The organism is Microcoleus sp. BROC3 (genome assembly GCF_036702515.1).
Lineage (GTDB): Bacteria > Cyanobacteriota > Cyanobacteriia > Cyanobacteriales > Microcoleaceae > Microcoleus.
This window is the reverse complement of the sequence record NZ_JAUBTQ010000040.1, coordinates 49,085-73,758: the sequence shown is the minus strand read 5'-3', so window position 1 is coordinate 73,758 and position 24,674 is coordinate 49,085. Positions and strand designations below refer to the sequence as shown.

21 protein-coding genes are annotated in these 24,674 nt (G+C 45.6%); 8 read left to right on the top strand and 13 right to left on the bottom strand.

Annotated features, from left to right (window positions below; all coding sequences use genetic code 11):
- Positions 1 to 52: 52 nt before the first annotated feature.
- From QUB30_RS23230 to QUB30_RS23210, 5 genes are all read right to left on the bottom strand, one after another.
- Positions 53 to 805, bottom strand: a complete 753-nt coding sequence (locus QUB30_RS23230) for a pentapeptide repeat-containing protein (RefSeq protein WP_333338083.1) — start codon at positions 803 to 805, stop codon at positions 53 to 55.
- A 20-nt stretch (positions 806 to 825) separates the two neighbouring features.
- On the bottom strand, positions 826 to 1,905 hold the full coding sequence (locus QUB30_RS23225; RefSeq protein ID WP_333338080.1) for a glycoside hydrolase family 64 protein: 1,080 nt from the start codon (positions 1,903 to 1,905) through the stop codon (positions 826 to 828).
- 111 nt (positions 1,906 to 2,016) lie between these two features.
- Entirely contained in the window at positions 2,017 to 2,487 is a 471-nt protein-coding gene (locus QUB30_RS23220) for a CAP domain-containing protein (RefSeq protein WP_333338078.1), read from the bottom strand.
- Between the two features lie 21 nt (positions 2,488 to 2,508).
- On the bottom strand, positions 2,509 to 3,459 hold the full coding sequence (locus QUB30_RS23215) for a glycosyl hydrolase family 17 protein (protein WP_333338075.1): 951 nt from the start codon (positions 3,457 to 3,459) through the stop codon (positions 2,509 to 2,511).
- 104 nt (positions 3,460 to 3,563) lie between these two features.
- Positions 3,564 to 4,481, bottom strand: coding sequence for a glycoside hydrolase family 19 protein (locus QUB30_RS23210; RefSeq protein WP_333338072.1), 918 nt, complete (start codon positions 4,479 to 4,481; stop codon positions 3,564 to 3,566).
- Positions 4,482 to 5,034: 553 nt separating this feature from the next.
- Between QUB30_RS23210 and QUB30_RS23205 the strand changes: the two genes are divergently transcribed.
- Positions 5,035 to 5,283, top strand: coding sequence for a hypothetical protein (locus QUB30_RS23205; protein ID WP_006633102.1), 249 nt, complete (start codon positions 5,035 to 5,037; stop codon positions 5,281 to 5,283).
- A 133-nt stretch (positions 5,284 to 5,416) separates the two neighbouring features.
- Here the strand turns inward: QUB30_RS23205 and QUB30_RS23200 are convergent, their stop codons facing one another.
- Complete coding sequence (locus tag QUB30_RS23200; protein ID WP_333338069.1) at positions 5,417 to 5,773, bottom strand: hypothetical protein; 357 nt, start codon at positions 5,771 to 5,773, stop codon at positions 5,417 to 5,419.
- Positions 5,774 to 5,894: 121 nt separating this feature from the next.
- On the opposite strand from QUB30_RS23200, the gene ychF reads away from it, so the two are divergent.
- On the top strand, positions 5,895 to 6,986 hold the full coding sequence (ychF, locus tag QUB30_RS23195) for a redox-regulated ATPase YchF (protein ID WP_333061714.1): 1,092 nt from the start codon (positions 5,895 to 5,897) through the stop codon (positions 6,984 to 6,986).
- 21 nt (positions 6,987 to 7,007) lie between these two features.
- A complete protein-coding gene (locus QUB30_RS23190; RefSeq protein ID WP_333030414.1) occupies positions 7,008 to 7,373 on the top strand; it encodes a phage holin family protein in 366 nt (121 codons plus the stop codon).
- 151 nt (positions 7,374 to 7,524) lie between these two features.
- On the opposite strand, the gene QUB30_RS23185 is transcribed toward QUB30_RS23190, so the two are convergent.
- The 3 genes from QUB30_RS23185 to QUB30_RS23175 all read right to left on the bottom strand — a co-directional run bounded on the left by QUB30_RS23185 (position 7,525) and on the right by QUB30_RS23175 (position 9,738).
- Entirely contained in the window at positions 7,525 to 7,956 is a 432-nt protein-coding gene (locus QUB30_RS23185) for an NUDIX hydrolase (protein WP_333338067.1), read from the bottom strand.
- A 184-nt stretch (positions 7,957 to 8,140) separates the two neighbouring features.
- Positions 8,141 to 8,593 carry a DUF3531 family protein gene (locus tag QUB30_RS23180; RefSeq protein ID WP_333038358.1) on the bottom strand — a complete coding sequence of 151 codons (453 nt, stop codon included), beginning with the start codon at positions 8,591 to 8,593 and terminating at the stop codon, positions 8,141 to 8,143.
- A 128-nt stretch (positions 8,594 to 8,721) separates the two neighbouring features.
- On the bottom strand, positions 8,722 to 9,738 hold the full coding sequence (locus QUB30_RS23175; protein ID WP_333338065.1) for a Sll0314/Alr1548 family TPR repeat-containing protein: 1,017 nt from the start codon (positions 9,736 to 9,738) through the stop codon (positions 8,722 to 8,724).
- Positions 9,739 to 10,119: 381 nt separating this feature from the next.
- Between QUB30_RS23175 and QUB30_RS23170 the strand changes: the two genes are divergently transcribed.
- The 3 genes from QUB30_RS23170 to QUB30_RS23160 all read left to right on the top strand — a co-directional run bounded on the left by QUB30_RS23170 (position 10,120) and on the right by QUB30_RS23160 (position 12,444).
- Complete coding sequence (locus QUB30_RS23170; protein ID WP_333046972.1) at positions 10,120 to 10,785, top strand: energy-coupling factor ABC transporter ATP-binding protein; 666 nt, start codon at positions 10,120 to 10,122, stop codon at positions 10,783 to 10,785.
- Positions 10,786 to 10,886: 101 nt separating this feature from the next.
- The gene (rsmG, locus tag QUB30_RS23165) at positions 10,887 to 11,633 is read left to right on the top strand and encodes a 16S rRNA (guanine(527)-N(7))-methyltransferase RsmG (protein ID WP_333338061.1); all 747 of its coding nucleotides are present in this window, start codon (positions 10,887 to 10,889) and stop codon (positions 11,631 to 11,633) included.
- 25 nt (positions 11,634 to 11,658) lie between these two features.
- A complete protein-coding gene (locus QUB30_RS23160) occupies positions 11,659 to 12,444 on the top strand; it encodes an SDR family oxidoreductase (protein WP_333338058.1) in 786 nt (261 codons plus the stop codon).
- Between the two features lie 181 nt (positions 12,445 to 12,625).
- Here the strand turns inward: QUB30_RS23160 and QUB30_RS23155 are convergent, their stop codons facing one another.
- Together QUB30_RS23155 and QUB30_RS23150 are read right to left on the bottom strand one after the other, a co-directional pair.
- Positions 12,626 to 13,381: a Fe-Mn family superoxide dismutase gene (locus QUB30_RS23155; RefSeq protein ID WP_333338056.1), complete on the bottom strand. Its 756-nt coding sequence runs from the start codon at positions 13,379 to 13,381 to the stop codon at positions 12,626 to 12,628.
- Positions 13,382 to 13,595: 214 nt separating this feature from the next.
- Positions 13,596 to 14,780 (bottom strand): aldo/keto reductase, encoded by a 1,185-nt coding sequence (locus tag QUB30_RS23150; protein WP_445300535.1) that lies wholly within the window; start codon positions 14,778 to 14,780, stop codon positions 13,596 to 13,598.
- Between QUB30_RS23150 and QUB30_RS23145 the strand changes: the two genes are divergently transcribed.
- Positions 14,740 to 14,961, top strand: coding sequence for a hypothetical protein (locus QUB30_RS23145; RefSeq protein WP_333338053.1), 222 nt, complete (start codon positions 14,740 to 14,742; stop codon positions 14,959 to 14,961). The genes QUB30_RS23150 and QUB30_RS23145 overlap by 41 nt on opposite strands.
- Before the next feature lie 156 nt (positions 14,962 to 15,117).
- Here QUB30_RS23145 and rpiA read toward each other — a convergent pair whose 3' ends face one another.
- Complete coding sequence (rpiA, locus tag QUB30_RS23140; protein ID WP_242720466.1) at positions 15,118 to 15,834, bottom strand: ribose-5-phosphate isomerase RpiA; 717 nt, start codon at positions 15,832 to 15,834, stop codon at positions 15,118 to 15,120.
- Between the two features lie 39 nt (positions 15,835 to 15,873).
- Here rpiA and QUB30_RS23135 point away from each other — a divergent pair, with 39 nt between their 5' ends.
- Positions 15,874 to 20,316: a tetratricopeptide repeat protein gene (locus QUB30_RS23135; RefSeq protein WP_333338048.1), complete on the top strand. Its 4,443-nt coding sequence runs from the start codon at positions 15,874 to 15,876 to the stop codon at positions 20,314 to 20,316.
- A 393-nt stretch (positions 20,317 to 20,709) separates the two neighbouring features.
- Here the strand turns inward: QUB30_RS23135 and QUB30_RS23130 are convergent, their stop codons facing one another.
- A complete protein-coding gene (locus QUB30_RS23130; protein WP_333338046.1) occupies positions 20,710 to 24,660 on the bottom strand; it encodes a PAS domain S-box protein in 3,951 nt (1,316 codons plus the stop codon).
- Positions 24,661 to 24,674: the final 14 nt, after the last annotated feature.

Here is a 24,674-nt window from a genome sequence, read left to right as displayed (position 1 = left end):
ACATCGGTGCGGTTTGGTACTTTGTCCATCATTACAATGCCTCCCTACGGTCTTAACCATTACTATGCACTACTACCAAATTTTTAGCTCCTTTGAGAGCGGCATAATTAAGGTCGGTACTCTTGAGGTTGGCTCGATTGAGGTTGGCTCCAATTAATGAAACTCCACTAAGGTCGGTTTCACTAAGATTGGTATCCTTTAACCATGCCCCATTAAGATTAGAACCTTTGAGGTTGGCTTTGTTGATCCAAGCTTTTTCGAGGCTGGCTCCACCGAGTTGAGCTTTTTCCAGTTTGATCCCCTCTAAATTTGCTTCAGGAGCTTCCAGCCCTTGCAAACTAACCCCAGATTTATTCAGGTCTTGCAATGCCTGAATTCTTCCTGCACTACTGTTCTGATTTGATGCTGAATTAAAAACCATCCATGCTTGATATTGTGCCTGCTTCTTTCGTTGAGGTCCTTCCGAAAAATAGCGCCCCAACCCAATTACAACAGTTATTACTATCCCACTCTGTATTAATTTCACAGATCCCTTGCGGAGCAAAGCCCATTTTTTCTTGGTAGGTAAGTGCAGTGCCCACTTAGCCCAAGTAGTATGTATGTTCCACCAATTCTTAGTCTTAGGGTACGGATCGATAGGTTCTTCTGACCTGAGATCGTATAAACGGCGATAGATGTCTATCTCCATCTTCAACCGTTTTGCTTCGCACACTAAGTCATACTCGCGCTGCAATCGGTCTGGACCATCGTAGACTCTCGCAAAACTTTCTCGCAATTCCTCAATATTTGGTGTATCTTTGTTCATAACCGCCCCAATTTCTTCACTCAATCCCAGCTTATAGTTACCTTCAATTCTTCAGGATTATGATGTTCAAGCAAGGTACTTTGCTCGCAGACATCATCAAAGGGAAATCCATAAGCTTTGTTATCTATGCTGTGAAGATGCCAGAATTGTGCATAGTAATTAGCCGGGGAATTTTTATAATACTCCTCTGGAGTATACCGATTCTCTGGACTGCCCAATATATGCCTGTTGAGCATAGCACTCACTTGAGCTTGAATGACCTTTTCAGTGGCATTGCCTTTAGCAAATACCCCCGCACACTCAAAAACTTCGGAAGAGGTTGGATAGCCGATTATATATTTGGTATTTACATCACCATCCTTTGTAAAGACAAAAACATTGTTTTCTACCTTTCCCGTAAAAGTTCCCTCATGTGTAGTAAAAACCAGTTCGTTTGACGCATAATATTGCCACATTTCAGCAATGTAGCTATCGAAGTATTTTTCGTATTTTTGACAGCGAGCAAAATTACCTTTAAAAGGCGCTACGATTCTGTAGGGTGCCTGAACCAGAGATTGAAATTCGGTTGGGACACTTGCCATGTATTCACTGAACAAAGCACTTCGAGATTCAGTTATTCCCAGTTTGTTTGAAAATCCATCGGATGCAGTCAACTCAACTGTCATTGGGAAACCAAACTGATCTACTTGAGTGGTATTACCGTGAAAACCAGCATCATCAATAGTAAATTCTAACCAATCAAAATAAACGTCTGCATTGGGGTCAGATGGATTAGCTGGATTTGGGCCAACAAAACCATATCCATTGTTGACAATTTTCAGATACGTTGGCGAGCCGAGACTAATATATGCTCTACCAGAATCGATTTTAGGAACTTGTATTTCGGAAACTTCACTAACTGTATGCAAATAATTGCACCAGTTTTGTTCATGTTTGGTCAGATGACCGGGTGCATCGTTATCACTATCATTGCAGGGGACTAAATTACCATCTTTGTCTACATGACAAAATTGACCAGTAGAATTTTTGCCGATGATGACAAAGTAGATCTGTTCGGAGGAATATTTTCCTCCAGTGTTATTGGTGAATGAAAATTTCATAATGTTTTCAGAATCAAGAAGCGAGTTGGTAATTATGGGGAAAAGCTAAACATTCCTATCGAAAAGCTTTTCCCATTCAAGAGCTAGACTCAACTCTATATGTAATTGTCGTTAGAAAGCAGGTTGTCCTAGAAAGTTCCCTGGAGGGTTATAACGGCACACTAAGATATCATTGCCATTGGCGCTAGCGATCGCACAACCAACTTCTGTAGTCTTCCTCCAGACAACCTGGGTATAGTGACCAACATCTTGCCACTTTCCAGTAGAGCTAACATTGGGGAATGTCCCACCGATAAAATACTGCTTTTCGTTTCCAAAACTCTCAATCATTTGGGTATAACTAAAGTAGCCAGATGCTCCCATCCAAAGGTTTTCGCCTTCACCCGTGTTCTGGCTATGTTGCAAGGTTCCTCCCAAGGAAACAAGGTAGTCTGCCCACTCCTGAGCATGATTGGCTAAAGTATCAGACCAAGTGAGTGGCGGAACACCCACTTCTGCCCGATATTGGTTATGAGCATTGAGAATTTCTTGAGCTATTGAGTTTTGCTCGGCTGTCACAGAGAGATTAGTATTAGACATCATTTTCTCCTTTGTTTTGTGCAGTTAAACTTTCTTTTGCTTGTATTCCCCTTGGTCGTTGAGATACCAGATTCCGTAGTGTGCTTCGGCAGAATTTTGTGAGTTATGATGGCTTTTCCAAGGTTCGTCAAATGCCTCAAAAAAGTAAGCGATCACCAGATTTTCAAATGCCCACTTATCAATTGCTTCATAATAAGCAAGGAGATTTACCACATTGTTATCTGTGTTGTTAAAGCTAACTCCCTCTGATGGCCAGCCAGTTTCACCAATCATCACCTCGCATTGGGGATTAACGTCTGAAACGGCTGTTTTGATTTGATAAAAAGCCTGACCTACTGCATTCACACCATCTTGAGGTGTGACAGAGTGCGAAGGTGGATAAAGATTGCATTGGATAAAATCGCAATGCTGAATAAGTCCTTTTAGCTCCTTGTAATAGGCGCTGTTAGGATTGGCAATTTCACCAAAGGTATTCGAGCGAACACCTACTTTTATACCGAAATTGTGGGCTTTTTCCTTGTTTGCCACAATCATCTGAGTGACTGCATTTACTTTGTCAGCATCGCTGACGTATTCATTGGTGAAAACGAAAGAAGTCACCGTGTTTGGGTAAGAAGTGTTCGCTAAGGATGCCGCAGCAAAAGCAGCATCGATTTCTGCCTGCTGTAGCGCCATGTCAATCTGCTGTTGCTGGTTAGTCTGTTGATAAATTCCCTGACTAACTTCAAAGGCGATTTTACCCCGAAGTTGATTCAACTGGGCTGCGGCACCAACAATATGACAGTTAGAATTGACCTGATTCCAGGGTGTTGTGGGCGGGTATCCGTCATAGCCCATACTGTAGGTACTTATCTTGTTGAAATACGGTTCCATGATTTCCAGCATCCGAACAATATCCTGCTGGCTGTATGAGTTCCACAATTGATTTGCGGGGCAAACATACGGACTAAAAGCTACACCAAGAAATTCAGACATAGTGATACTTCCATCTTGCAATGAGATGTATTTTGTACAAGGGTTCCAGATAAGTTGTGCGGCGAATCTAGAACACTTGCCAAAAACTTTTTGAAACAGAATCTTTAGTAGTGCGCCATGTTTTCGCAAAAGATGCTCTCACCCATGTTTACACCCAACATCTGGGTAAAACGCTCGTAGAAACCCACCCTGTCGCGAACCTTGTCATTAGTAGGAATGCTACATTCAAGACCGCCATTGATGATGTTGATAGTCATGCCAAATCCAAGTGCACGTCCCTTGCTGGCATCGTCAGGAGAAGGTGTCCAACCACCAGTCATTACTGCGTGACAAGAAGGCTTGGGTGGCTGTGAGGTCATCCAGAACCACAGAGCAGTTTGGAAGGCGATGACGCCATCTGACTTAACCAGGTCAGGGTTATTAAGCAAATCCGCGCCCAAGACTTCGCCCATCTGACCGTAGTTGTAGTTCCACGACAGTTGTATGGGCCCACGACCGTGATAGGAGCGACCAGACGCACAAGGATAGGTGGTATTCGATGCCTCACAGTATTGACTTGTGGGATTTTGCTCTTCAATAAAGTGTAGACCCCAAGCAAAACGTCCACCAGGAGCAGCGTCCCAACCTCCCGTCGTTTCATGGGCAATATTTGCTAGGAACGCGGCTGCCTCCTGTTTGCGTTGCTCATCTGAACCCTCATTGCAAAACAGGGGGTACTTCTGAGTTGCCGTCACCAGACTGTCGTAAGCGTACAAAGCGTTACGGTTGGGAAACATGGCTTCATAAGTTTCAGAAGATATAATACTTGCGAAACCATTACCTCCTGGTAAAGTGATAGAGCCGTTAGGAATGCAGAGTTCCTGACCTTCTTGCAAATTGCTAGCATCATTGTCTGTCAATAAGCTGCCATCTGGTTTTTTAATTTCACGCCAACGATTACCATCACCCAATTGTTCTTGAGCGATGTTAGAAGGCGTATTTCCAGGCTTTACTATGTACGATCGGCCAACTGTACAAGACATAAATTGCCTCAACTGAGTAGGTTGTTCAAATTTGAAAGTAACCAACAAGCTTGTAGACTATTTCTGCTTGCGATTCCCTCTGTAAACCCACTGTAAGGTGATACGCCCAAGGAAGGTGCTAGCCTGTAGTTGAGTTTTCAGCCCATACAAAAGACCTCCCATGAAGCTGACTCTTAATTGAGGGAAGAATCTGTACTTTTGGCTAGGTGTGGTGCAAAACTACAGGCTGGCAAGGCTTTTCGGAGGGCGATCGATTTTAGATTTTAGATTTTAGACTAAAGAATTGCTCCCACGGGCTGTAGCGATCGCAGGTGATGAGTACGCTACGCTTTTTTCAAGGGTTCACGGCCTGTACCCGGAGCCTGTGACGAAATTGCTTTCGGTCAGCATAAAAAATCAAATACAGATAAACCCGGTTGCTTTCCTCTACTCCAAAAAGCTGATTAAAAATGGTGCAAAATGTCAAATTTAATAAAATTTAACTATTTAGATAGATGTCGTAGTTTTAGTTTTTTATCTAGCATGATTGTATCGAGTTATTAATAGAATTGCCGTGATTTTTCCCAACCCTAGTCCATTTCCAGGCCCGCAGATTCCCAGTACCGAACCGGGGCTGCCGACTATACCCGCATCGCCACCGGTGCCGGGTCCCGTTCCCGAACCGATTCCCGGGATAGTACCGGAACCGGTACCTGCGCCAATTCCCCAGCCCATTCCCGAACCGGTGCCGGAAACTGTACCCTCTCCAATTCCTCAGACAGTGCCGGAGCCTATTCCTCAGACAATCCCGGAACCTGTTTAAATTATGTTTTAGTCGATCGCGAAATTTAAGATTGTTTGTCAGGCCGATCGCAAAAACCGGGTTTCTCGAAAGTCCTCAATCTTTTTGTGGAATATCAGACTTGAAAAAACCCGGTTTTTGCCTAAATTATCAATTAATTGAAGTTGAGCGCAGTCTCTTTACAAAGGTCAACAGCCTCCAAATCAGTGGATTTGCCGTCAGAGTATTCGGCCCTGACATCAAAAACACAGCCCGCCTCCGACCCGCCGTAGTCAGCTTGATTCCACTCAAAATCTGCCTTTTCCCGATCGGCAATGGGGGCGTCTAGCTCGTTTTCTCCCCAAGTATCCTTATCGGGAGGAGACATATAGACTGCTGTCATCGTCTTGCCGCTGTTGTTAACCACCGAAATTTTGACCATCTGAGCGAAAACGCTAGCTGCTGTGAGCCCTAACAGAGGCAGCGACAGCCCCACAGCCATCGTTATTTTGCTTAACCACTGGTTAACCATTGAGCCATCTACCTCAAGTTGTATATTTATTCAAGCTTAGCAGTGGAAGTTAGAACACACAAGTCATATATATTGCTATTCCTTATGATATTTTGAAACAGTGATATGTTTCTAAATAGCTATGCTTACTGCCGGAATTGTCGGACTGCCTAATGTTGGCAAATCTACTTTGTTTAATGCTCTGGTTGCTAATGCCAAGGCGACTGCTGCTAATTTTCCTTTCTGTACGATCGAGCCAAATACGGGTATCGTGGCAGTGCCAGACGAACGGTTGAAGGTGCTGAGCAATATTTCCAATTCCGTGCAAACTGTGCCGACGCGGATGGAATTTGTGGATATTGCGGGTTTGGTGAAGGGGGCGAGTCAGGGAGAAGGACTGGGAAATCAGTTTTTGTCTCACATTCGGGCCGTAGATGCGATCGTCCACGTTGTCCGCTGTTTTGAGAATGACGATATCATTCACGTTGCGGGTTCTGTCGATCCGATCCGAGATATTGACATTATCAATCTCGAATTAATTCTAGCAGATTTAGCTCAAATTGAACGCCGGCTCGATCGCACTCGCAAGCTGGCCCGCAACAACAAGGAAGCTCAGGCCGAAGTGGATGTGCTCGAAAAATTGGTCGCTGTTTTGAATGCGGGGAAACCGGCGCGGCAGTATAATTTCACAGATGAAGAAGCTGAATTAGTTAAAGGTTTGGAATTACTGACCAACAAACCAATTATCTATGCTGCTAACGTATCTGATGACGATTTAGCAACGGGAAATAGCTATGTCGAACAAGTGCGGGAAGTAGCAGCTAAAGAAAATGCTAAGGTTGTCATAGTTTCGGCGCAAGTTGAGTCAGAATTGGTGGAGTTATCCGAGGAAGAACGAACGGATTTCCTAGAATCTCTGGGGGTAAAAGAAGGGGGCTTGAAATCTCTGATTAGAGCTACTTACGAATTATTGGGTTTGCGGACTTATTTTACTAGCGGTCCGAAGGAAACTCGCGCTTGGACAATTATCGCGGGAATGTTAGCACCGCAAGCTGCGGGGGTTATTCACTCGGACTTTGAACGGGGTTTCATCCGGGCCGAAACTGTGAGTTATGAAGATTTGGTTGCTACGGGCGCGATGAATGCAGCTAAGGAAAAAGGCTTAGTTCGCAGTGAAGGAAAAGAGTATGTTGTACAAGAGGGGGATGTGCTGTTGTTCCGATTTAATGTTTAGCTTTTTTAAGGAGATGAACACATGGATATCGTTTCGCTGGCAATTGCTTGGCTGGTAACTTCGGTGAGCTTTTTTATTATTTCCAAGTTGCCCATCGGGGTGGACATTGACACTTTTGGAAAAGCGATGATTTCGGCGGCGGTTTTTGGATTGCTGAATGCTTTGGTGCGGCCGCTTTTTGTGGTTTTGGGTTTTCCATTGGTGTTGGTAACTTTTGGTTTGTGGATAATTGTTATCAACGCGATTATCTTTGGATTGGCGGCTTGGCTAGTGGATGGATTTCGCTTGCGGTGGGGAATTTGGAGTGCTTTGCTGGGTGCTATAGCCCTCGGTTTTATCAACTCTTTGCTTTATGAGCTGTTGCGGACTCTGCCTAGTGTAAGATAGAGAAAGGTAACGCGCTGGGCGGAAGGAAGGGGCGGGTTTATTCATCCTGTTAGTTATCGCAAATATTTCAGGTTAAACCCGCCCCTAATGCAAATACTTGAGGTTTAATTCCCCCATATCAGGTATGTATTTTTTGGTATTGGTTGAGTTTTTAGCCTTCGCAGTAGTCGATAAATTGCTCTGGAACTAGGCGCAATTCGCCCGATCGAAAGCGCTCGATCGGCATCCAAAGTGCGGTAAATACCCACTCTCCGTCTGCAAAAGCTAGACTTTCCAATTGATAAAATTTGGGATCGACAAATTCGCACTGATAAAGTTGTATTAGCTCGTGTCCGGCTTGGCCATTAAAAATAAAAAAATTTTCCAAACAAGTCAAATATTTGATATTTGTTAACTCGGCTTTAATTTCTTCTTGAAACTCTCTTTGCAAAGCGTCGATACTGTGTTCTCCGAATTCTATGCCACCGCCCAGAGCTCGGTAAAATGTGTCTTGTTTGACCGGATCTTCGCATTGTGACACGAAAATGCGATCGCCCGATCGAATTAATCCTAAAACAATTACGCGAATTGTACCTTTTTGCATAATTAGTCATCAGTCATTAGTCATCAATCATTAACTGGTTCCTAGGCTATGCCTAGGAATCAATGTCCAGAGGCTCTGCCTCGCTTTCGGAGCAGCAAAATAGGAGGCAGAGCCTCCGGGTATGTGTTACCAGGCAGAGCCTAGTAACGAGTAGAATCCGCCCCTAATGAGTAATCACTAATCACTAATTATCAGCAGCAAAAGTCTCTCGACGGCGACTGGTGTCAACGGGCCAGTTTCTATTTTCCCCGCCAATAATGAGTTTTTCAATGGTTACGAATTCTTTGCTGAGTTGCTGGAAAACATTAATCAAAACATCGAGGCCAATTGCATCGCTAGTGCCCAAATCAAACCAGCAGCGAGCCCAAGAACCTTGATACTCCATTTCTCCCATATTGTGCATCAAAGCCATCATACTTTGGTCGGCTAGATTAACATCGTAATTCATCTGACTGATATCTAAGCCTTCATCTTGAACTTGCAAATTTTCCGCATTAAATCCTCCGAGTTTTCCCAAGAAAAACCAAGAGTCAAACACTTCTTCAACATACTGTTTTTCACCGTTTGAAGGCACGTTGCTGAACTTCAGCCAAATCCAGAGGTCAAAGGGGTTAAACTCGCGAAACTCTACTTGCATCAATTTTATCAAAGAAAGGGAATGGAATTGCAGGAATTGGATTGCAGGAGAGAGGAAAATTGGGAGAGAGGGAGACAGGGAAAATTTTCCTCCTGACTCCTGACTTCTGACTTCCCCTCTGACTCTTTTTATAGTGGTGGTAAGGCTGCCGGCCCCCAGACTCCATCTGCATCTCTGATTTTATCGCGCATCGGGTCGCAGGCGCGAGATTGGCTGTCGAGACGGTTACGGGTTCTGCACTGCTGAAAGAAGATGTCGGCTACTAAACTGCGCGGCAGTTGGTCGGGTTTTGCTAAGGCTGCGTCGAAGTTTTTGCGGGCTTCCTCAAGTAAGGTTTTGTTGCCGTCTTTCCCCTGGGATTGGGAAAACAAAATTTGTGCTTTTAGATAGAGAACTTCGGGATTGTTTGGCGTTTCTGCTAGGGATTTGTTCGCAAATTCTAAAGCGCGATCGTACTTTTTCAAGTCTCGATAGCCTACTGCCATGCCGCGATAAGCTAAATAGCGGGGAGAGGCTTTTTGTTCGAGTCTTTGAATTGCTTCGTTGGGGTTGGAAAAGGGCAGGTTTGTGGCTAGCATTAAGTCCATGTAGCCTTTGATTAGGTTTAGTTCTGGGTCGTTGGGGGCTATTTTGTCGGCGGCATCTAGGTATTGAAATACTACTCGCAATTTACTCAAAGCTTGGGGCGCGCCTTTGGCGGTTCCTTCTTTGGCTATAATGTTCGCCCCTTCTAGAAAGTGACCTGCTGCTGTGTAAATATTGCCGCGCAATGGATTAGTTTTTGCCAATTTTTCGCCGACTTCGCGGGTTTTTTGCGCGTAGGAATTCATCGAGTTTAAGTCCTCCTCGATGTATGAGATGGAGGCTGCCATTGCATAGGCTAGCGGCTCGTTTGGTTCGGCTGATAGTGCTTGTTGAATTTGAGTTTTTGCTTGTTTGTAGTTCCCTTGCTGAAACATTGTTTTGAAAGCGGTTTCGGTGTTGGGGCCGATCGCCTGCGGGTTGCTGCTGCGAAAGGGATCGCCCGCTACTGCCGAGTTAATGCAGATGCTGAGGGCGATCGCTCCTGCACAGGCGATCGCCCGCACTGTCTGTTTAGAACTTAACATTTGCTTGCCCAGCGATGCTAAAGGAGTTTTCGTCATCGTCAATTCTCTCAATGGAATATACTGTAAACTAGAAACAAGAGAGTTCAATTTTCAGACTCTCGGGCCGCGACCAAAAAAAGAGTTAAATTTGCTTGATTTTTTCTAGCTGTTGCGGTATATTTTAATAATGGAAGTGTGACTTTTAATATACGAACAGACAGATTTCCATTATTAAAATATACCATGAAACAACTTAAAAATCAAACGCCTATGCTAAAAAAAAGGAAAATTTTGTTAAGATTTATGTAAAATAATTGTCGGCGATCGGCAACAGCCAGAAACAGCCTTAACTATTAATAGCACAAATCCGTAAAATCAGTTCAATCCCGTACACTGTTAGTTACCGAACTTCCTTCTCCCCAATTACCAATTGCGTTAATGCTTTATCTAAAAAACTTAGTATATCATCCTACAGCCTGTCCAAATGCTATTCTGAAAAATATTAACTTAGAACTTCCCTCGCAGCAAATGGGGCTGATTGTGGGTCGCAGCGGTTCAGGCAAAAGTACGCTATTAGAAATATTAGCAGGTTTAGCGGAAAAAACTAGCGGCGACATCCGTTGGCGGGAACAAGAATTAACACCGGAACACTTGCAACAGTTAGGAGGGTTAGTGTTCCAGTTTCCAGAAAGGCATTTTTGCGGAGGCACAATTTTAGAAGAATTGCGGTTGGGGCATCCTGAATTGGGACAAGAACAAATTAACTCCGCAATGGCAGAAGTGGGGCTCGGACATTTGCCGCTGCGCGCTTCCCCCCACGCTTTGAGCGGCGGACAACAGCGGAGGGTAGCCCTGGCGGTGCAGCTAATTCGGCAGCCGCATTTGCTACTATTGGACGAACCGACGGCGGGTTTAGATTGGTCGATGCGGCGGCAGTTGGTAAGCTTGTTGAGTAAGTTGAAAAGTCACTGGACTTTGTTGATTGTTACTCACGATGCTAGCGATTTGCTGAGCGTTGCTGACCGATTTTGGACTTTAGACCACGGGGATTTGCAAGAGGTCGATCGGGCTAAGTTAGAAGCTAAGGAAACGAGTTGCGTTTGATTTTTTTTGCGTTTCCAATGGTTCCCGGCGAATAGAATTAGCGTCTATACAAACGAAGTCCGCCTATGCGGACAGAAAGAAAAAAGTGAGAATAGAACTAGATGATAAATGAAACTAAAATATCTGTGTTGCCCCAGATGAACGAGTTGTGGCAAAAAACGCTGAATTGGCAGCCGGATGAGTCGCAGCAACAACAATTTCAGCGGCTTTATGAGTTAATTGTCGAGGGAAATCGCTCCTTGAATTTAACTCGAATTACTGAGCCGATGGAGTTTTGGGAAAAACATTTGTGGGATTCTCTGCGGGGAATTGCAAGACTGCTGCCAGCTAATCACAATTCGGCGGAAAATCCAGAATTGTCCGCCGAGTCGGTGCAGAAAGCGATCGACATTGGGACAGGTGGGGGTTTTCCGGGGTTGCCGATCGCGATCGCCCTGCCGCATTTATCAGTTACGTTGCTCGATTCTACGCGCAAAAAAATTACTTTTTTGGAAACTGTTTTGCCGTCTTTAGGGATAGAAAATGCTGCGACTTTGTTGGGTAGATCGGATGAAATTGCCCGACAGCCGCATCACAAACAAGCTTACGATCTAGCACTTCTTAGAGCAGTTGGAGCAGCTTCTATTTGTGCTAAATACGCGCTGCCCTTCCTGAAAAATGGCGGTTTAGCTGTGCTTTACCGTGGGAATTGGACGGTGGAGGAAGAAACGGAGTTGCAAAGGGCGATCGAGCATTTGGGCGGTAAAGTTGAGTCAGTAGAAGCATTCACAACGCCGACGAGTCAGGGGACACGGCACTGCGTTTACTTACGGAAAGTTGTACAGCAGTTCGAGCGTCCCGTGCGCTAGCTATAGCCGTTTTTCAATACTAACTATGCTTGTCAATAAGATTGCACTTGTCACAGGTAGCTCGAAAGGAATTGGTGCTGGCATCGCCCTTGAATTAGCCAAATCTGGTGCCGATGTTTGTGTCAACTATTGCGATTCTCCAACATCTGCGGGAGAAATAGTCAACCAGATTCACTCTGTCGGCCGTCGCGCTATCGCCATTCAAGCAGATGTCTCACAGCGCGACCAAGTGGAAAGGATGGTCGATAGGTGCGAACAAGAACTGGGTCTAATCGATATTCTAGTAACAAATGCGATCGCCAGCGTCCGAAACACCTTGCTGGAAACTAAATTTGAGGATTTACAGCGGACACTAGAAATAGGGGTGTACGGTGTGTTTCACGTATGTCAAATAGTTGCCCGCCGTATGGTGGAAAGGAAGGCCCAAGGCTCGATTATCCATATCTCATCCCCCCACGCTCATTTTCCCTATAAGGGTGCTATTGACTACAACACCACCAAAGCAGCCTGTCATCACCTCGTTCTTTCTATGGCGAATGAACTGATGTGGCACAAAATTCGGGTCAACATCCTAGAGCCGGGGTGGACTGATACTCCGGGTGAGCGACGCTGGTACAGCGACGAATTGCTTGAGTCGTTCGGCAACCAAATGCCTCTTGGTCGGATGGGATTCCCGGAAGACTTAGGCAAAGCAGCAGTTTTCCTGGCATCTGATGCAGCTAGCTACATCGCGGGCAGCGTGTTAAAGGTAGATGGTGGGTTGTACATTGAGGGCACCCCGAGTTTGACCTCAGAATCTCAAGATAAGTAGGTAGGCGGCATTAAACGAACCATCTAACAGTATGGAAACATTGCTCAGTCAGCCACGCTTAAGGCTCAGGATATTTTACAATCGTTTACTTACTTAATTGCGTTTTACAGCGCCTACCTACTTCAAACCGAGTTTGTTGTTGGGCTGTTTGCGATCGATCGCAACAACAAACTTTGTGGAACTAGGCGCTAGCCTTTTCGTAGCGCTTGTTAATTTCCCCCCAATTAACAACATTCCACCAAGCTTTTAAGTAGTCGGCGCGAAGGTTTTGATATTTGAGATAATAAGCGTGTTCCCAAACATCGTTACCCATAATTGGATAATTTCCCTCCATGAAAGGCGTGTCTTGATTGGCAGTAGTTGTAATCTCAAGTTTGCCAGCTTTATTGCGGACTAGCCAAACCCAACCGCTGCCAAAACGCTTGGTGCCGGCATCGTTAAATTTTGCTTTAAAATCGTCAACACTGCCGAAAGTTTGCTTAATTGCTGTTGCAATTGCCCCTGTGGGTTCGCCGCCGCCGTTGGGACCCATGATTTCCCAAAACATACTGTGATTTAGGTGTCCGCCGCCATTGTTACGCACTGTTGTGCGAATATCTTCCGGCACTTTGCTCAAATCTCGCAGCATATTTTCCGCAGTGATATTTTTGAGTTCGGGGTATTTACTCACAGCATCGTTGAGGTTTTTAACGTAAGCGGCGTGGTGTTTGTCGTGGTGAAATTGCATTGTCCGCGCATCGATGTGCGGTTCTAAAGCATTGTATTCGTAGGGAAGAGGTGGCAGTGTAAAAGGCCCCGGAGTTTGGGCTATTTTTGGACTTTCTGCAACTGGACTTGCTTGCGATACATTATTTCCTGACGCTTGGCAAGCACCTGCGGTAATAGCTCCGACGGTGGCAGTCATCAAATACAAGAAATCTCGGCGTTTGAGAGTCATAAAAAGTACCTAAGTGAATTATTAACTGTTTTATCTCAGATTGAAGCAAAATGGGAGCGAGTTGAGAAAAAAAGTCCTATCGCCCGAATGGATGAGACGGATGGGCGATGGTTGTGAGAGTTTCTCAAGTATAGGCTAATTGTATGCGCGTAACTAACTCACGTGCTCCGGTTCATCAACCCGGTTTCTGTCTCGAAACCGGGTTTTTTTGCGATTATTCTTGGGACAAGCGCTGGATGGCTTGGCCTCCAAAAAGCCGATCGGCTGCTTGAAGAATACCGGGAATTTTAGCAGCGTGGGGACTGTGGGCTAGACAGCGGCGCAAGTCTAATTCATCGAGGCGATCGGCTTTTTGGCCGGGGAACCAGTGCCCCGCATTACCTAAAAGGTTGTAGCGCATCTTGCAATAGTCGATCGTATCGTAAGCCTGCGCCAAATTCCACAGCCACAAAATCACATAAATATTAATACCTCCGGGAGTGTTTTCGATAGTTGGTAAACCTACGTGCCAAGTCTTAAACCAATCTTCTCCTAATTTATTAATTGCTGCTTTTTCCAACCTTTCTAATATCGAGGGCAAAATTTCATCGGCTCTATCTAACAATTCTACAGCTTTAAGATGCTCGTTGAAATCTTCAGGTTTGGCTGCCCCCAAACTCAAAGTGTGTACTTGCGGATGCGACAAACAAAACAAATCGTTAAACACCATCGGACTGAGAGGATAGCACAAGTCTACCAATTTTTGCGGCGGGCTGTAAAGTTGGCCGCCTTTGTCGGAAGGACTGATAATAAAAACGCCCATATCGTGACGTTTAGCAGCTTCAATAGCCGGCCAATTAATTTGATTGATGTAGTACCAATGCAAGTTAAGATAATCAAATTGATTGGTTTCAATTGTTTTGACAATCACATCCGTCGGGCCGTGAGTGGAAAAACCAATAAACCGAACTTTGCCTTCTGCTTGCAACTTTTTCGCCACATCCATGCAGCCGCCCGGACGCATAGACTCCTCTAGCAATTCCCACGTATTAATGCCGTGCAGCGACAGTAAATCCACGTATTCCAGTTGCAAATAAGCTAAGGATTTATCAAATTGTTCGCGAAACTCTTGGGAATTTAGTTGGGGGCTAACTTTCGTTTGCACTATCAATTTTTCGCGGGGAAAGTTCGGCAATATCCACCCCAGTTGCATCTCGGAAGTGCCGTAACCGCGAGCAGTTTCTATGTGATTGATGCCGCATTCAACCGAGTAGCGAATCGTCGCTTCTAGATTTTGTTGATTGTCCAGGGGAATTTCATTGGCTGGTACGTCTTGCCATTTGTACTGATATCTCATGCCACCGCAGGAAAAGACGGGCATGGATAATTCTGTGCGGCCGAATCTGCGATATTGCATCATAATCAAAGTCAAAGCTATAGAAGAAAGAAGTTCGGCAACGGATTTTTTAACGGATGTAACGGATGTCAGTCCGATGTCCGTCGGAAGTTCGGCAACGGATTCGCTTTCTTCGGATGTAACGGATGTCAGGAAGAAGGAAGAAGGGAGAAGGAAGAAGGAAGAATCGCAAGGGTTTCACTGATTAAGAACTTCTTAATAGTCTTGGCTGTTGCTATAGGGTAAGAAACCTTATTTTTGGTATTTTTGCGGGTGGTAACTCCCATATTGCAGCATTCTCCTGAACAGGCAAGATGCCTGTTCCACAAAGAGTTTTTGACCATCGGCGGGGCAGTTTTGACTATTTAGAAATCTCCCGTACTACTGGTTTTCCGTCTTTGATTTCGCCGACTAAAACCAAATCTGTACAGTCTACAAACAAACCATTTTCTAACACACCGGGAATGTTATTCAAGCTTTTTTCCATTTCTCCCGGGTTGGCAATGTCATCAAATTTGACATCGATTACCATATTACCTTGATCGGTAATTACCGGGCCTGCTTTTTTCACACCCATGCGGAGTTCTGGTTTGCCGCCCAATTTTTCAATGGCGCGCATCACTGGTGTTAATGCCATTGGTATAACTTCGATGGGCACGCGAAAAGTCGAACCCAATTTATCTACGATTTTGGAACTGTCAACTACTACAATAAACTGAGTTGCGAGGTAATCAACTACTTTTTCGCGGGTGTGGGCAGCGCCACCACCTTTAATTAAGTTGAGGTGGGGATCTACTTCATCAGCGCCGTCAATAGCCACATCAATTCTGTCAATTTCATCTAGTGTTGTCAGCGGTACTCCGTACTGTTTGGCTAACACTTCTGATTGAAAAGATGTCGGCACTCCCTTGATATCTTTGAGTTGACCGGATTTTATGCGATCGCCCAATGCTTGAATAGTATAAGCTGTAGTTGACCCCGTGCCGAGTCCGACAATCATACCAGATTGTACGCGATCGGCAGCAGCAAAGCCCACTTGCTGTTTCATCAATTTTACGGGATCTTGTTCTGTGGTCATTTTCGGTACTCCTCAATAGTTTTAAGATTATACCATTTAATGAAAATCGGATTTCTCGATACTTATACTTGGGATTACAACATTGAAACTCCTTACCGCGAACCTTTGGGCGGCACTCAGTCAGCTATTTGTTACTTAGCCGAGGCTTTGGCTGCACAGGGAAACGAGGTATTTTTGCTCAACAATACTTCCGAGTCGGGGATGTCGCGCGGCGTTGATTGCAGGCGCAGGGTGGGGGACAAATCTAATTTAGAATTGCTGCGATCGCTCGATTTTTTAGTTATAGTCAATATAGTCGGCAAAGCGCTGGAAGTTAAGCCGCTTTTGGGGCATCGAACTAAGTTAATTTTGTGGATTCATAACGAACCGGGCTTTGTATTCCTCCAAGAGTTCAATAATCAGCGAGAAATCAATGCTTGCGATGCTTTTGTATTTGTCAGCGACTGGCAGCGCGAGCAATTTCACCAGCGCTTTGGGATTGAATCCAATCGCAGTTGTGTTTTAAGAAATGCGATCGCACCTTGTTTTGCTAACATTTTCGCCGATAATATTTCTATCCTCTCTCATAAATCTCGACCGCCCATTCTAGCTTACACCAGCACTCCATTTCGCGGACTCGATATTTTGTTAAAAGTCTTTCCCGAAATTCGTCAAGCTGTCCCCGGAACCAGATTAAAAGTATTTTCAAGCATGAAAGTACACCAAATAGACGACAATGAGAACCAGCTTTTTTTCGGTCAACTTTACCGGCAGTGTCAGGAAACAGAAGGCGTCGAGTACGTCGGTTCCGTACCGCAACCCGAGCTCGTCCGGCAACTGCGTTCAGTCGCGGTTTTAGCTTACCCGAATACCTATGTGGAAACGTCATCTATTGCCGTGATGGAGGCGATGGCCAGCGGTTGCCGGATTGTGACGAGTGAATTGGCAGCTTTGCCGGAAACAACTGCTGGATTTGCCCGTCTAGTTTCAGTGTCAGGGGTGGAAAATTTTGCATCGATAACTAATTGGCAGCGTGCGGGCCAACCAGATTGGGAGGGATATACAAGGCAGTTTTTAGAGGCAGTAGTCGGAGTTTTAAATGAAGGCACGGGTGCGGGCGGCGCAACTGCTGAAAATCACCTGAGACAGCAGGTAGAATATATAAATCGATGCTGTACTTGGTCTGTGCGATCCCGACAGTGGGTAGAATGGTTGAATATTATTAGTGTAAAACCTGTAAGAGTGGCAGAGCCAATGATCGGGAATTCTTTAGTAGGTTTAGAGGCAGTGAGAGATTATTTTCACAAGGGAAATTCGCTGAAAGATCGAGGTAATCTCGGTGGCGCAATCGAGAACTATCAGAAAGCTTTAGAGTTCAATCCCGGAGATGCAGAAGTTCATAAAAAGTTGGCGGAAGTTTATGTCTTGCAAGGAGAATTTGAAAAGGCGATCGCATCTTGCAATCTCGCTCTTAAATTCAAACCTAATTTTGCTGCGGCTTACTTGACAATGGGCAATGCCCTGCACAGTCAAGAAAAGCTGGAAATGGCAATTCAAGCTTACTTGCAAGCTTTAGAAATTCAGCCAAAATTTGCCGAAGCTAGCGCGAACCTCGGCAGTATGTATTACAAGTTAGGGCAATTGGAACAGGCTGCAAATTCTTACCAAAAAGCTCTTGCCATTAATCCCGAATTGTGCTCGGTTAATTTGATGCTGGGCAGCGTTTTGCAGCAGCAAGGAAAGTTAGATGCAGCAATTGCTTGCTATCAAAAAGTGCTGCAAATGCAACCGGGAAATGCCAGCGCTGCGGAAAAACTATCGAGTTCGATCGCACAAAAAGAGCGGGAAACTACCGACAGCAAATTTATCGAATTAGAAACAGAATCAGGCGAAGCGCAACCAGTATCTGTCAACAAAGATGAAGGCTACGGCTTGCAGCCTTCGAGTATCAATTTGCCGCCAGCGCCCACCGCTGAGACTTTAAATACTCCGTTTACAAACCCCGCCGCAGTCTCCGAACAAGTTACCTCGCTCAATGTTCCAGATAGCGGACAAGTTGCCAATTATCAAGAAGTAGAACCCTACAAAAAACTCGCCGAAAATTTTTTAGTTCAAGGCAAAATTAAAGAGGCGATCGCAGCGTGTCAGCAAGCGCTAAAAATTCGACCTGATTTCATCCACGCTTACGTCACTTTAGGCAATGCTTTGCAAGCAGAAGGCAAAAATGAAGCTGCGATTCGATCGTATTCTCAAGCCCTAGAATTGCAGCCAAACTTTGCAGAAGTGCGCGCCAATATCGGCAGTATGTATTTCAAAATGGGGCGTTTGGAAGAAGCGATCGCCCATTACCAGCAAGCCATTGCCCTGAGTCCAGATTTAGCGGGAGCTCACTGGAATTTAGGGAAAGTATATCACAAACACGGCAACATCGAAGCTGCGATCGCCTGTTTTAAAAGAACATCCGAACTCAACCCGCAGCTAGTCGGTGCCGACTTCCACTTTAACTTAGGTAATCGACTTTTCAGCCAAGGAAAGCGCGACGAAGCCATCGAAAGCTACGAAAAAGCGATCGCCATTAAACCAGATTGGGCCGAAGCTTACGGTAACATCGGCAGCGCGCATTCTCAGCGAGGCAATCTCGATGCCGCCATCGCTTACTATCAGAAAGCTGTAGCTTTAAAGCCGCAATTAGAAGTTTTGCACTTCAATTTAGCAAATTCTTTTTTACAGCAAAACAAGTACGAAGAAGCGATTGCTAATTATCAAAATACTCTGAAAATCAAGCCCGACTGGGCGGAAGTTCACGCTAACCTCGGCAGTTGTTTTTCCATGCAGGGCAGGCTGGAAGAAGCTATAGCCAGCTATCAGCAAGCTTTGGTATTAAAACCGGATTGGGCAGAGGTTTACTGTCGAATGGGACACATTCAGAAACAAGATAAGCCGTTGGAGGCGATCGCCAATTTTGAAAAAGCGATCCAATGCAACCCCAAATTCAGCGAAGCCCACCAACAACTGTGCGACTTGCTAAGCCATTCCACCAACCTCGCAGGAGCCCGCAACGTCGCCGACAAATACTGCGAAAACTGCGGCGATGTCGCCCCAGTTATGTCAGCTACAGCCTACGTCTTTTCCTACCTGCAATCAGGTGTCAGCAAACAGGCAATTCAGAAACTCGAAGAAATCGAAAAATTCTGCTACGAAAAGGTCGAAACCTTTAGCGTAATCGAACTAAAACTGCTCTACGAAATCTTCCTGTTTGCAGTTTCTCACCTGCGAGACAACCGCGAAAAAAATGCTAGTTTTTACCGCCTAATTGCCAAAGAATACTACAAAAAAGCCGTCCCGCAGCGCCCGGTGAACAGAATTAAAGCCGCCAATAATCCGGGACAAAAACATTTAAAAATCGGCTTTCTATCCAAACACTTCCGCCGCCACTCGGTAGGCTGGTGCAGCGAAGCTTTAATTCGCGAATTAAGCCGCATCACCCCCCACGTTCACCTTTACGTCACCGGCAAACTCCACCGAGATGAAGTTACGCAGCGGTTTGAAGAAATGGCGGGGAAGTTTTACTGGCCTCAAAAATATCCAAACGGCTTTGCTGACGGCGGCGAAATCTTCGCGGAAGTAGTGCAAGACGATTTGGATGTTTTAATAGACTTAGACTCGATGACAGTGCCAACAAATGTCGAAGTGCTGTCTCAATATCCTGCGGGAATTTGCGTTTCTTGGCTGGGATTCGACGCACCATACATTTCAGACAATCACTACTTCCTTTGTGACGAACACACTCACCCCCCGGGTGTTGAAAAAAATTACTTAGAACAGTTAGTAAGATTGCCAGTTTGTTCTGTAGCAATTGGGCAACTGCAAAGCATTCCTGTGAATCGAGAGGCGATTAGAAACGCTCTCGGAATTGGCTTAGAGCAAATGACTTATCTGTGCGTTGCGCCTGGGAGAAAAACCAATCCCGAAATGGTACGAGCTCAAGTTAAAATCCTTAAGGAAGTACCAGATAGTTTGTTAATCCGCAAAGGTCAAGGCGACCCCGATGTTATTCACAGCACTTACCGCGAAGAATGCGAAATTCAGGGAGTAGATTTTGCTCGGATTAAGTTTATAGGGCAAACCAAAAGTGAAGAAGAACACCGGGCTATTTATTATGTAGCAGACGTGCTTTTAGATTCCTATCCTTACAACGGGGGGACTCACAATTTAGAGGCTTTGTGGGCGAATTTGCCAGTGGTAACTCGCTCCGGCGACCAATATCTTTCGCGGATGGGTTACGCTTTTCTGAAAAGTGCAAATCTTGATGTTGGTGCGGCGTGGAGTTGGGAGGAATACACGCAATTGGGAGTTAAGTTTGGTCGCGATCCTGGTTTCAGAAATGCGGTGAAAGAGCATTTAGTAAAATCTAAGCAGCCAGAACATCTCGCACCTTTGTGGAATCCTAAAAAGTTGGCTGAGGATATGTATGAGGTATTTCAAAAACTGTTAGCTAAATAGGTGGCGAATTGCTATAGCAATCCCTCATCAGTTGTGAACTCCTCTGTTTCTCTCGGCTCTTCCTCTGTGCCCTCTGCGTTCTCTGCGGTTCAATAAAAAAAGAGATATCCGGTAGAGAAACGCGGTTTCTGGATATTTGTACGCTACTCCCGGTAAAGTTTTGTAAAAAAAACCGCGAAAATGCGTAAAAATGCCACACCTAGTCTGATAGATAAATAGCTGATTCATAGTACCGCGATCGCACTAACTTTATGCCAGTTAGGGCGATCGCTTTTTTAGTAACACCAGTTAAAAAAAAAATGCAACTGCAGACAAGCTCCAAACCGCGAGCTTCATCAGTCATTCCCAAATCTAAAATCTAAAATCTAAAATCTAAAATAACATGACTGCTGACTAATCACTAATAGCCACTCGATCGCGCCCGCCAGACTTAGCTCGATAAAGCGCCTTATCAGCAGCTTCAATCAACATTTTCGGCGAATTTTGGTTTTCAGAAATCGTCGCCACCCCCATGCTGAGAGTCACGCAATCGCTGACAACAGAATTGATGTGGGGAATTGCCATAGCTTTGACACGCTGGCGGATTCCCTCAGCAACAGCCTGTGCAGTCGCGAGATCCGTATTTGGCAAAATTACCCCAAATTCCTCGCCGCCGTACCTAGCAGCCAAATAGAGCTGTTTTGCGGGTGCATTAGTGCAAGCATCCCCGATCGCCCGGCCCACTTGCTGCAAACAAGCATCTCCGGCTTGGTGGCCGTAATTATCGTTGTAAAGTTTAAAACAGTCAATGTCGCACATAATCAAAGATAGGGGTTCCAAACTGCTCGAGTGCTCCCATTCCCGGTTGATCACCTCGTCAAATCGGCGGCGGTTAGCTAGCTGAGTCAGGCTGTCCAAATTCGCCAACCCGTCCAACTGCTGGTTGGCCGCAGCTAACTGCTGGTAAAGTAAAGATTGTTCGATCGCGATCGCCACTTGAGTACCCAACTGACTCAGCAAATCCATATCAAATTGCTGCCACTGGCGGGGTCCCGAACAGTGGTGGGCAATCAGCAAACCCCACAACTTCGGGACTTGACAAGAACCGTTACCTTCGCGAGGTTCTATTCCCTGCTGGACAATCGGCACTACCAAATTTGCCTTCACCTGACACGCCGCCAAAAAATTCATGTGACACTGGGTCAAATTAGAAGCATGAATATCCTCTACGGCGCGAATGCGGCCCTTTAAATACTGTCCGATGTAAGTATTGGCAAAACAGCAGTCGTCAAATGCCCTCCCCATCAGCGGCATCCATTCTTCTCCAACCGACTCCACCACCACATCTCCGTTCCAATCTGACCGGAAGCGGAAAACAACCACTCGATCGGTTGCCAAAAACTCCCGCACTTCAGCTACTGTAGTGTTGAGAATATCTTTAATATCTAGAGAAGAACGGATGCGCGATTGAATCTGCGCGATCAGGCGTTCCCGTTCTATTTGTTGCCGCAGCGCGACTTGGGCTCGCTTGCTTTGAGTAATGTCCCGACCTTCCGGCAACAGCAATACTATTTTGCCAGTTTCATCCGCGACCGGTTTGAGAGAAAAATCAACAGTTGCCGTCCGATTGGCACCTTGAATTTCCACTTCATAGCGGACAAATTCGCCTTTTGCCGATCGAGAAATCGCCTCTTGCAACTGTTCCCGAACTTCCTCAGAAGTTCCCCACCACGGCAACAGCCAAAACGGTCGGTTTGCCACATCCTGCAGCTTAATTCCCGCGAAATCTAGAGAAGTTTGGTTAGCTTCCAGGAGAGTGCCGTCCGGTTTCAACAAGCTCACAAATTGGAACGAAGAATCAAAAATTGCCCGAAAGCGCCTTTGAGAATCTCCCAACATTGCCGTCACCTTTTCGCGAGAGGTAATATCGCGGAAGCGCCACACCCTGCCAATAATATTTTGTCCGACTCGAATCGGCTGCGTGTAGCGCTCAAAAGTGCGGCCGTCTTTAAATTCAAGAATATCGCAGCCTTCGGACTCCGCATCGCTGTAAATTTCTTTAACTCTCTGCAAAAAAGCCCTCGGATCTTTAACTTGCGTGGTGAGAAATGTCAGCCGCACCGTTCTATCCATGGAGTTTCTAACTTCTTCATTAATTCCCCACATTTGGACTAACTTTTCGTTAAAACTAATCAGTTCTCCGGCGGTAGTAACAGCAAGAATGCCGTCGGCTGTTGCTTCCAATGTAGCGTGCAGCAGAGAGCGCGATCGCTCTAATTCTGCCGCTATTAACTTGCGTTCCGTGAGGTCTCGCACTGCTTTCACCTGCACTAAACGACCTTCCACAACTGCGAATTTGCTGCGAACATCAGCGGGAAAAGCAGTTCCGTCTCGCCTCAGAAAAATTGTTTCACAGACTGTATTGCTGGCTGCAGAAATCATTTGCGGGGCCTGTTTGTATGATTTCGGCGACAGCAGTTCCAGCAAGCTCATTCCCGCCATTTCCGCAGGTTCGTAACCGAACAGCTTGGCAAAAGTGCTGCTGACGCTCAAAATTGTGTCGCGGTCAGCCACGGCAACTGCTTCAAAATAAGCTTCGGATTCAAGCAAGCTCGGTGCTGCTGTGCAGCCGCCATTTTTACCGGAATAGCTGTTGTTAATTAGCTGTTTCAATTGCGTATTTGCCGAGTACAAAGCGGTCATGGCTTGCCTGTACATGGCGGTGCGTTTTTCGACTCTTCCTTCAAGCCGATCGCGATAGTCTCGCAATTCTTTTTCTACTCGCATTAACTCGGTGATATCGACTGCAAAAACTATCACGCCAGCGACTTGACCTGTTTCGTCGCGGTAAGGTATTTTATCTGTCCGCACCCAGCATTTTTGACCCGAGACAGTTGGCAGCAGTTCGACTTTTCCCTGTTTGGGAACGCCGGAATTAATTACTTCCAAATCTTCTAAATAATATTGCTCTGCTTCGTCAGGATAGATTTCATAAAAAGATTTTCCTTCTAATTGAGAGGCAGGCAAACCTCTTGATGCAGCGGCGGCTTTATTAATTCGCAGCAGGCGGCTTGCGGTATCTTTGTACCAAATCATCGCCGGCACGGAATCAAAAATAATTTGCTGTTCTTGGTGCTGCCGGCACATTTCTGCTTCTACTTTTTTTCTTTTAATTATTTCTTTTTGCAATTTCTTGTTGGCTTTTTTAAGTTCGGCAGTGCGTCTTTCTACTCTTTCTTCTAGTTGGTTGTAGTATTGACTCACCAAGTTTTGCTGCTGTTCGCGCCGCATTGCTTCTAATTTAGACCTTTCGCTAGCAGACAAACTAGACGATACAAAGTCTGCTAATATTTGGGTGAATTCGTGTTCTTCTTCCGTCCAGTCACTGCCGGAACCCTGGCGTTCGGCGCTGACTATTCCCGCCATTTGACCGGCTAGCACAATCGGTACGTTTAACAGGGAAGTCGTGCCGCGATCGGAAAAATAAAGACTGGCAAGTTCTCGCGTTCTCGGGTCATTTTCTGCAGCCACCGTTGCGATCGCACTTGCGGATTTTAAAGCTTGAAAATACGCCGGACAGTCGGCGGCTGTAATGATTATTTGTACGGAGTGGAGTCTAGTATTTTGTTCGTAAAGGTCGATGCAGTGAAGCTGCGTTTGGTCTTCGCCGTACAGCCAAATACTGGCTCGATCGCAGTTGACAATACTGACAGCAGTTTCTGTTACTTCGCGGATGAATTCTTCTAAATTTTGGCGTTCTTTAAGTTGACTTTTGGCTAATTTTGCGATCGCCCAAGTTGGACTGCGCCACTTTTCTCTCTGGTGGGGCAGCGCAGATAGCCGCGCATCGGCCCTAATTTCTTCGCACACTAACAGTACAGTCGGCCCTTGGAAATTGGCAAGCGAGCTACCAGCGGTATTTTCCTCTATTTTCCAGTTGACCGCAGGCATGGCGCGGGCGGTTGCTTTTACCCAGATAATCCTGCCGTCTTTGCAAGTCAAGCCGCCTTCCCAACAGGTAACTTTTGGAGTTGGTTTACCGTTTTCCGGCTGTGCCAATCCGGCAAATTCAGCTTGCATTTTTCCTCGATCTTCGCAGTAAAATATGTTAAAAATTGAATGACAAATTAATTCCTGCGATTTGTAGGCGAGGCGAGACGCGCCGAATTGATTGAGCGAAAAAACTCTTCCCACAGCGTCTAGAACAAAGTAAATGCCCGGAAAATTGTCGTAGAGAGTTCGATACCAGTCCTGTTCGACTTGTTGGCTGCACGAAAGTTTTGCTGCCGCGAGCTCGCCCTCCGTGCCTATCGAGCGAGAATTGTTGGTTTCTGGGTTGCTTGAATGAATTTTTTTAGCAAACACTTTTGGCTTAACTC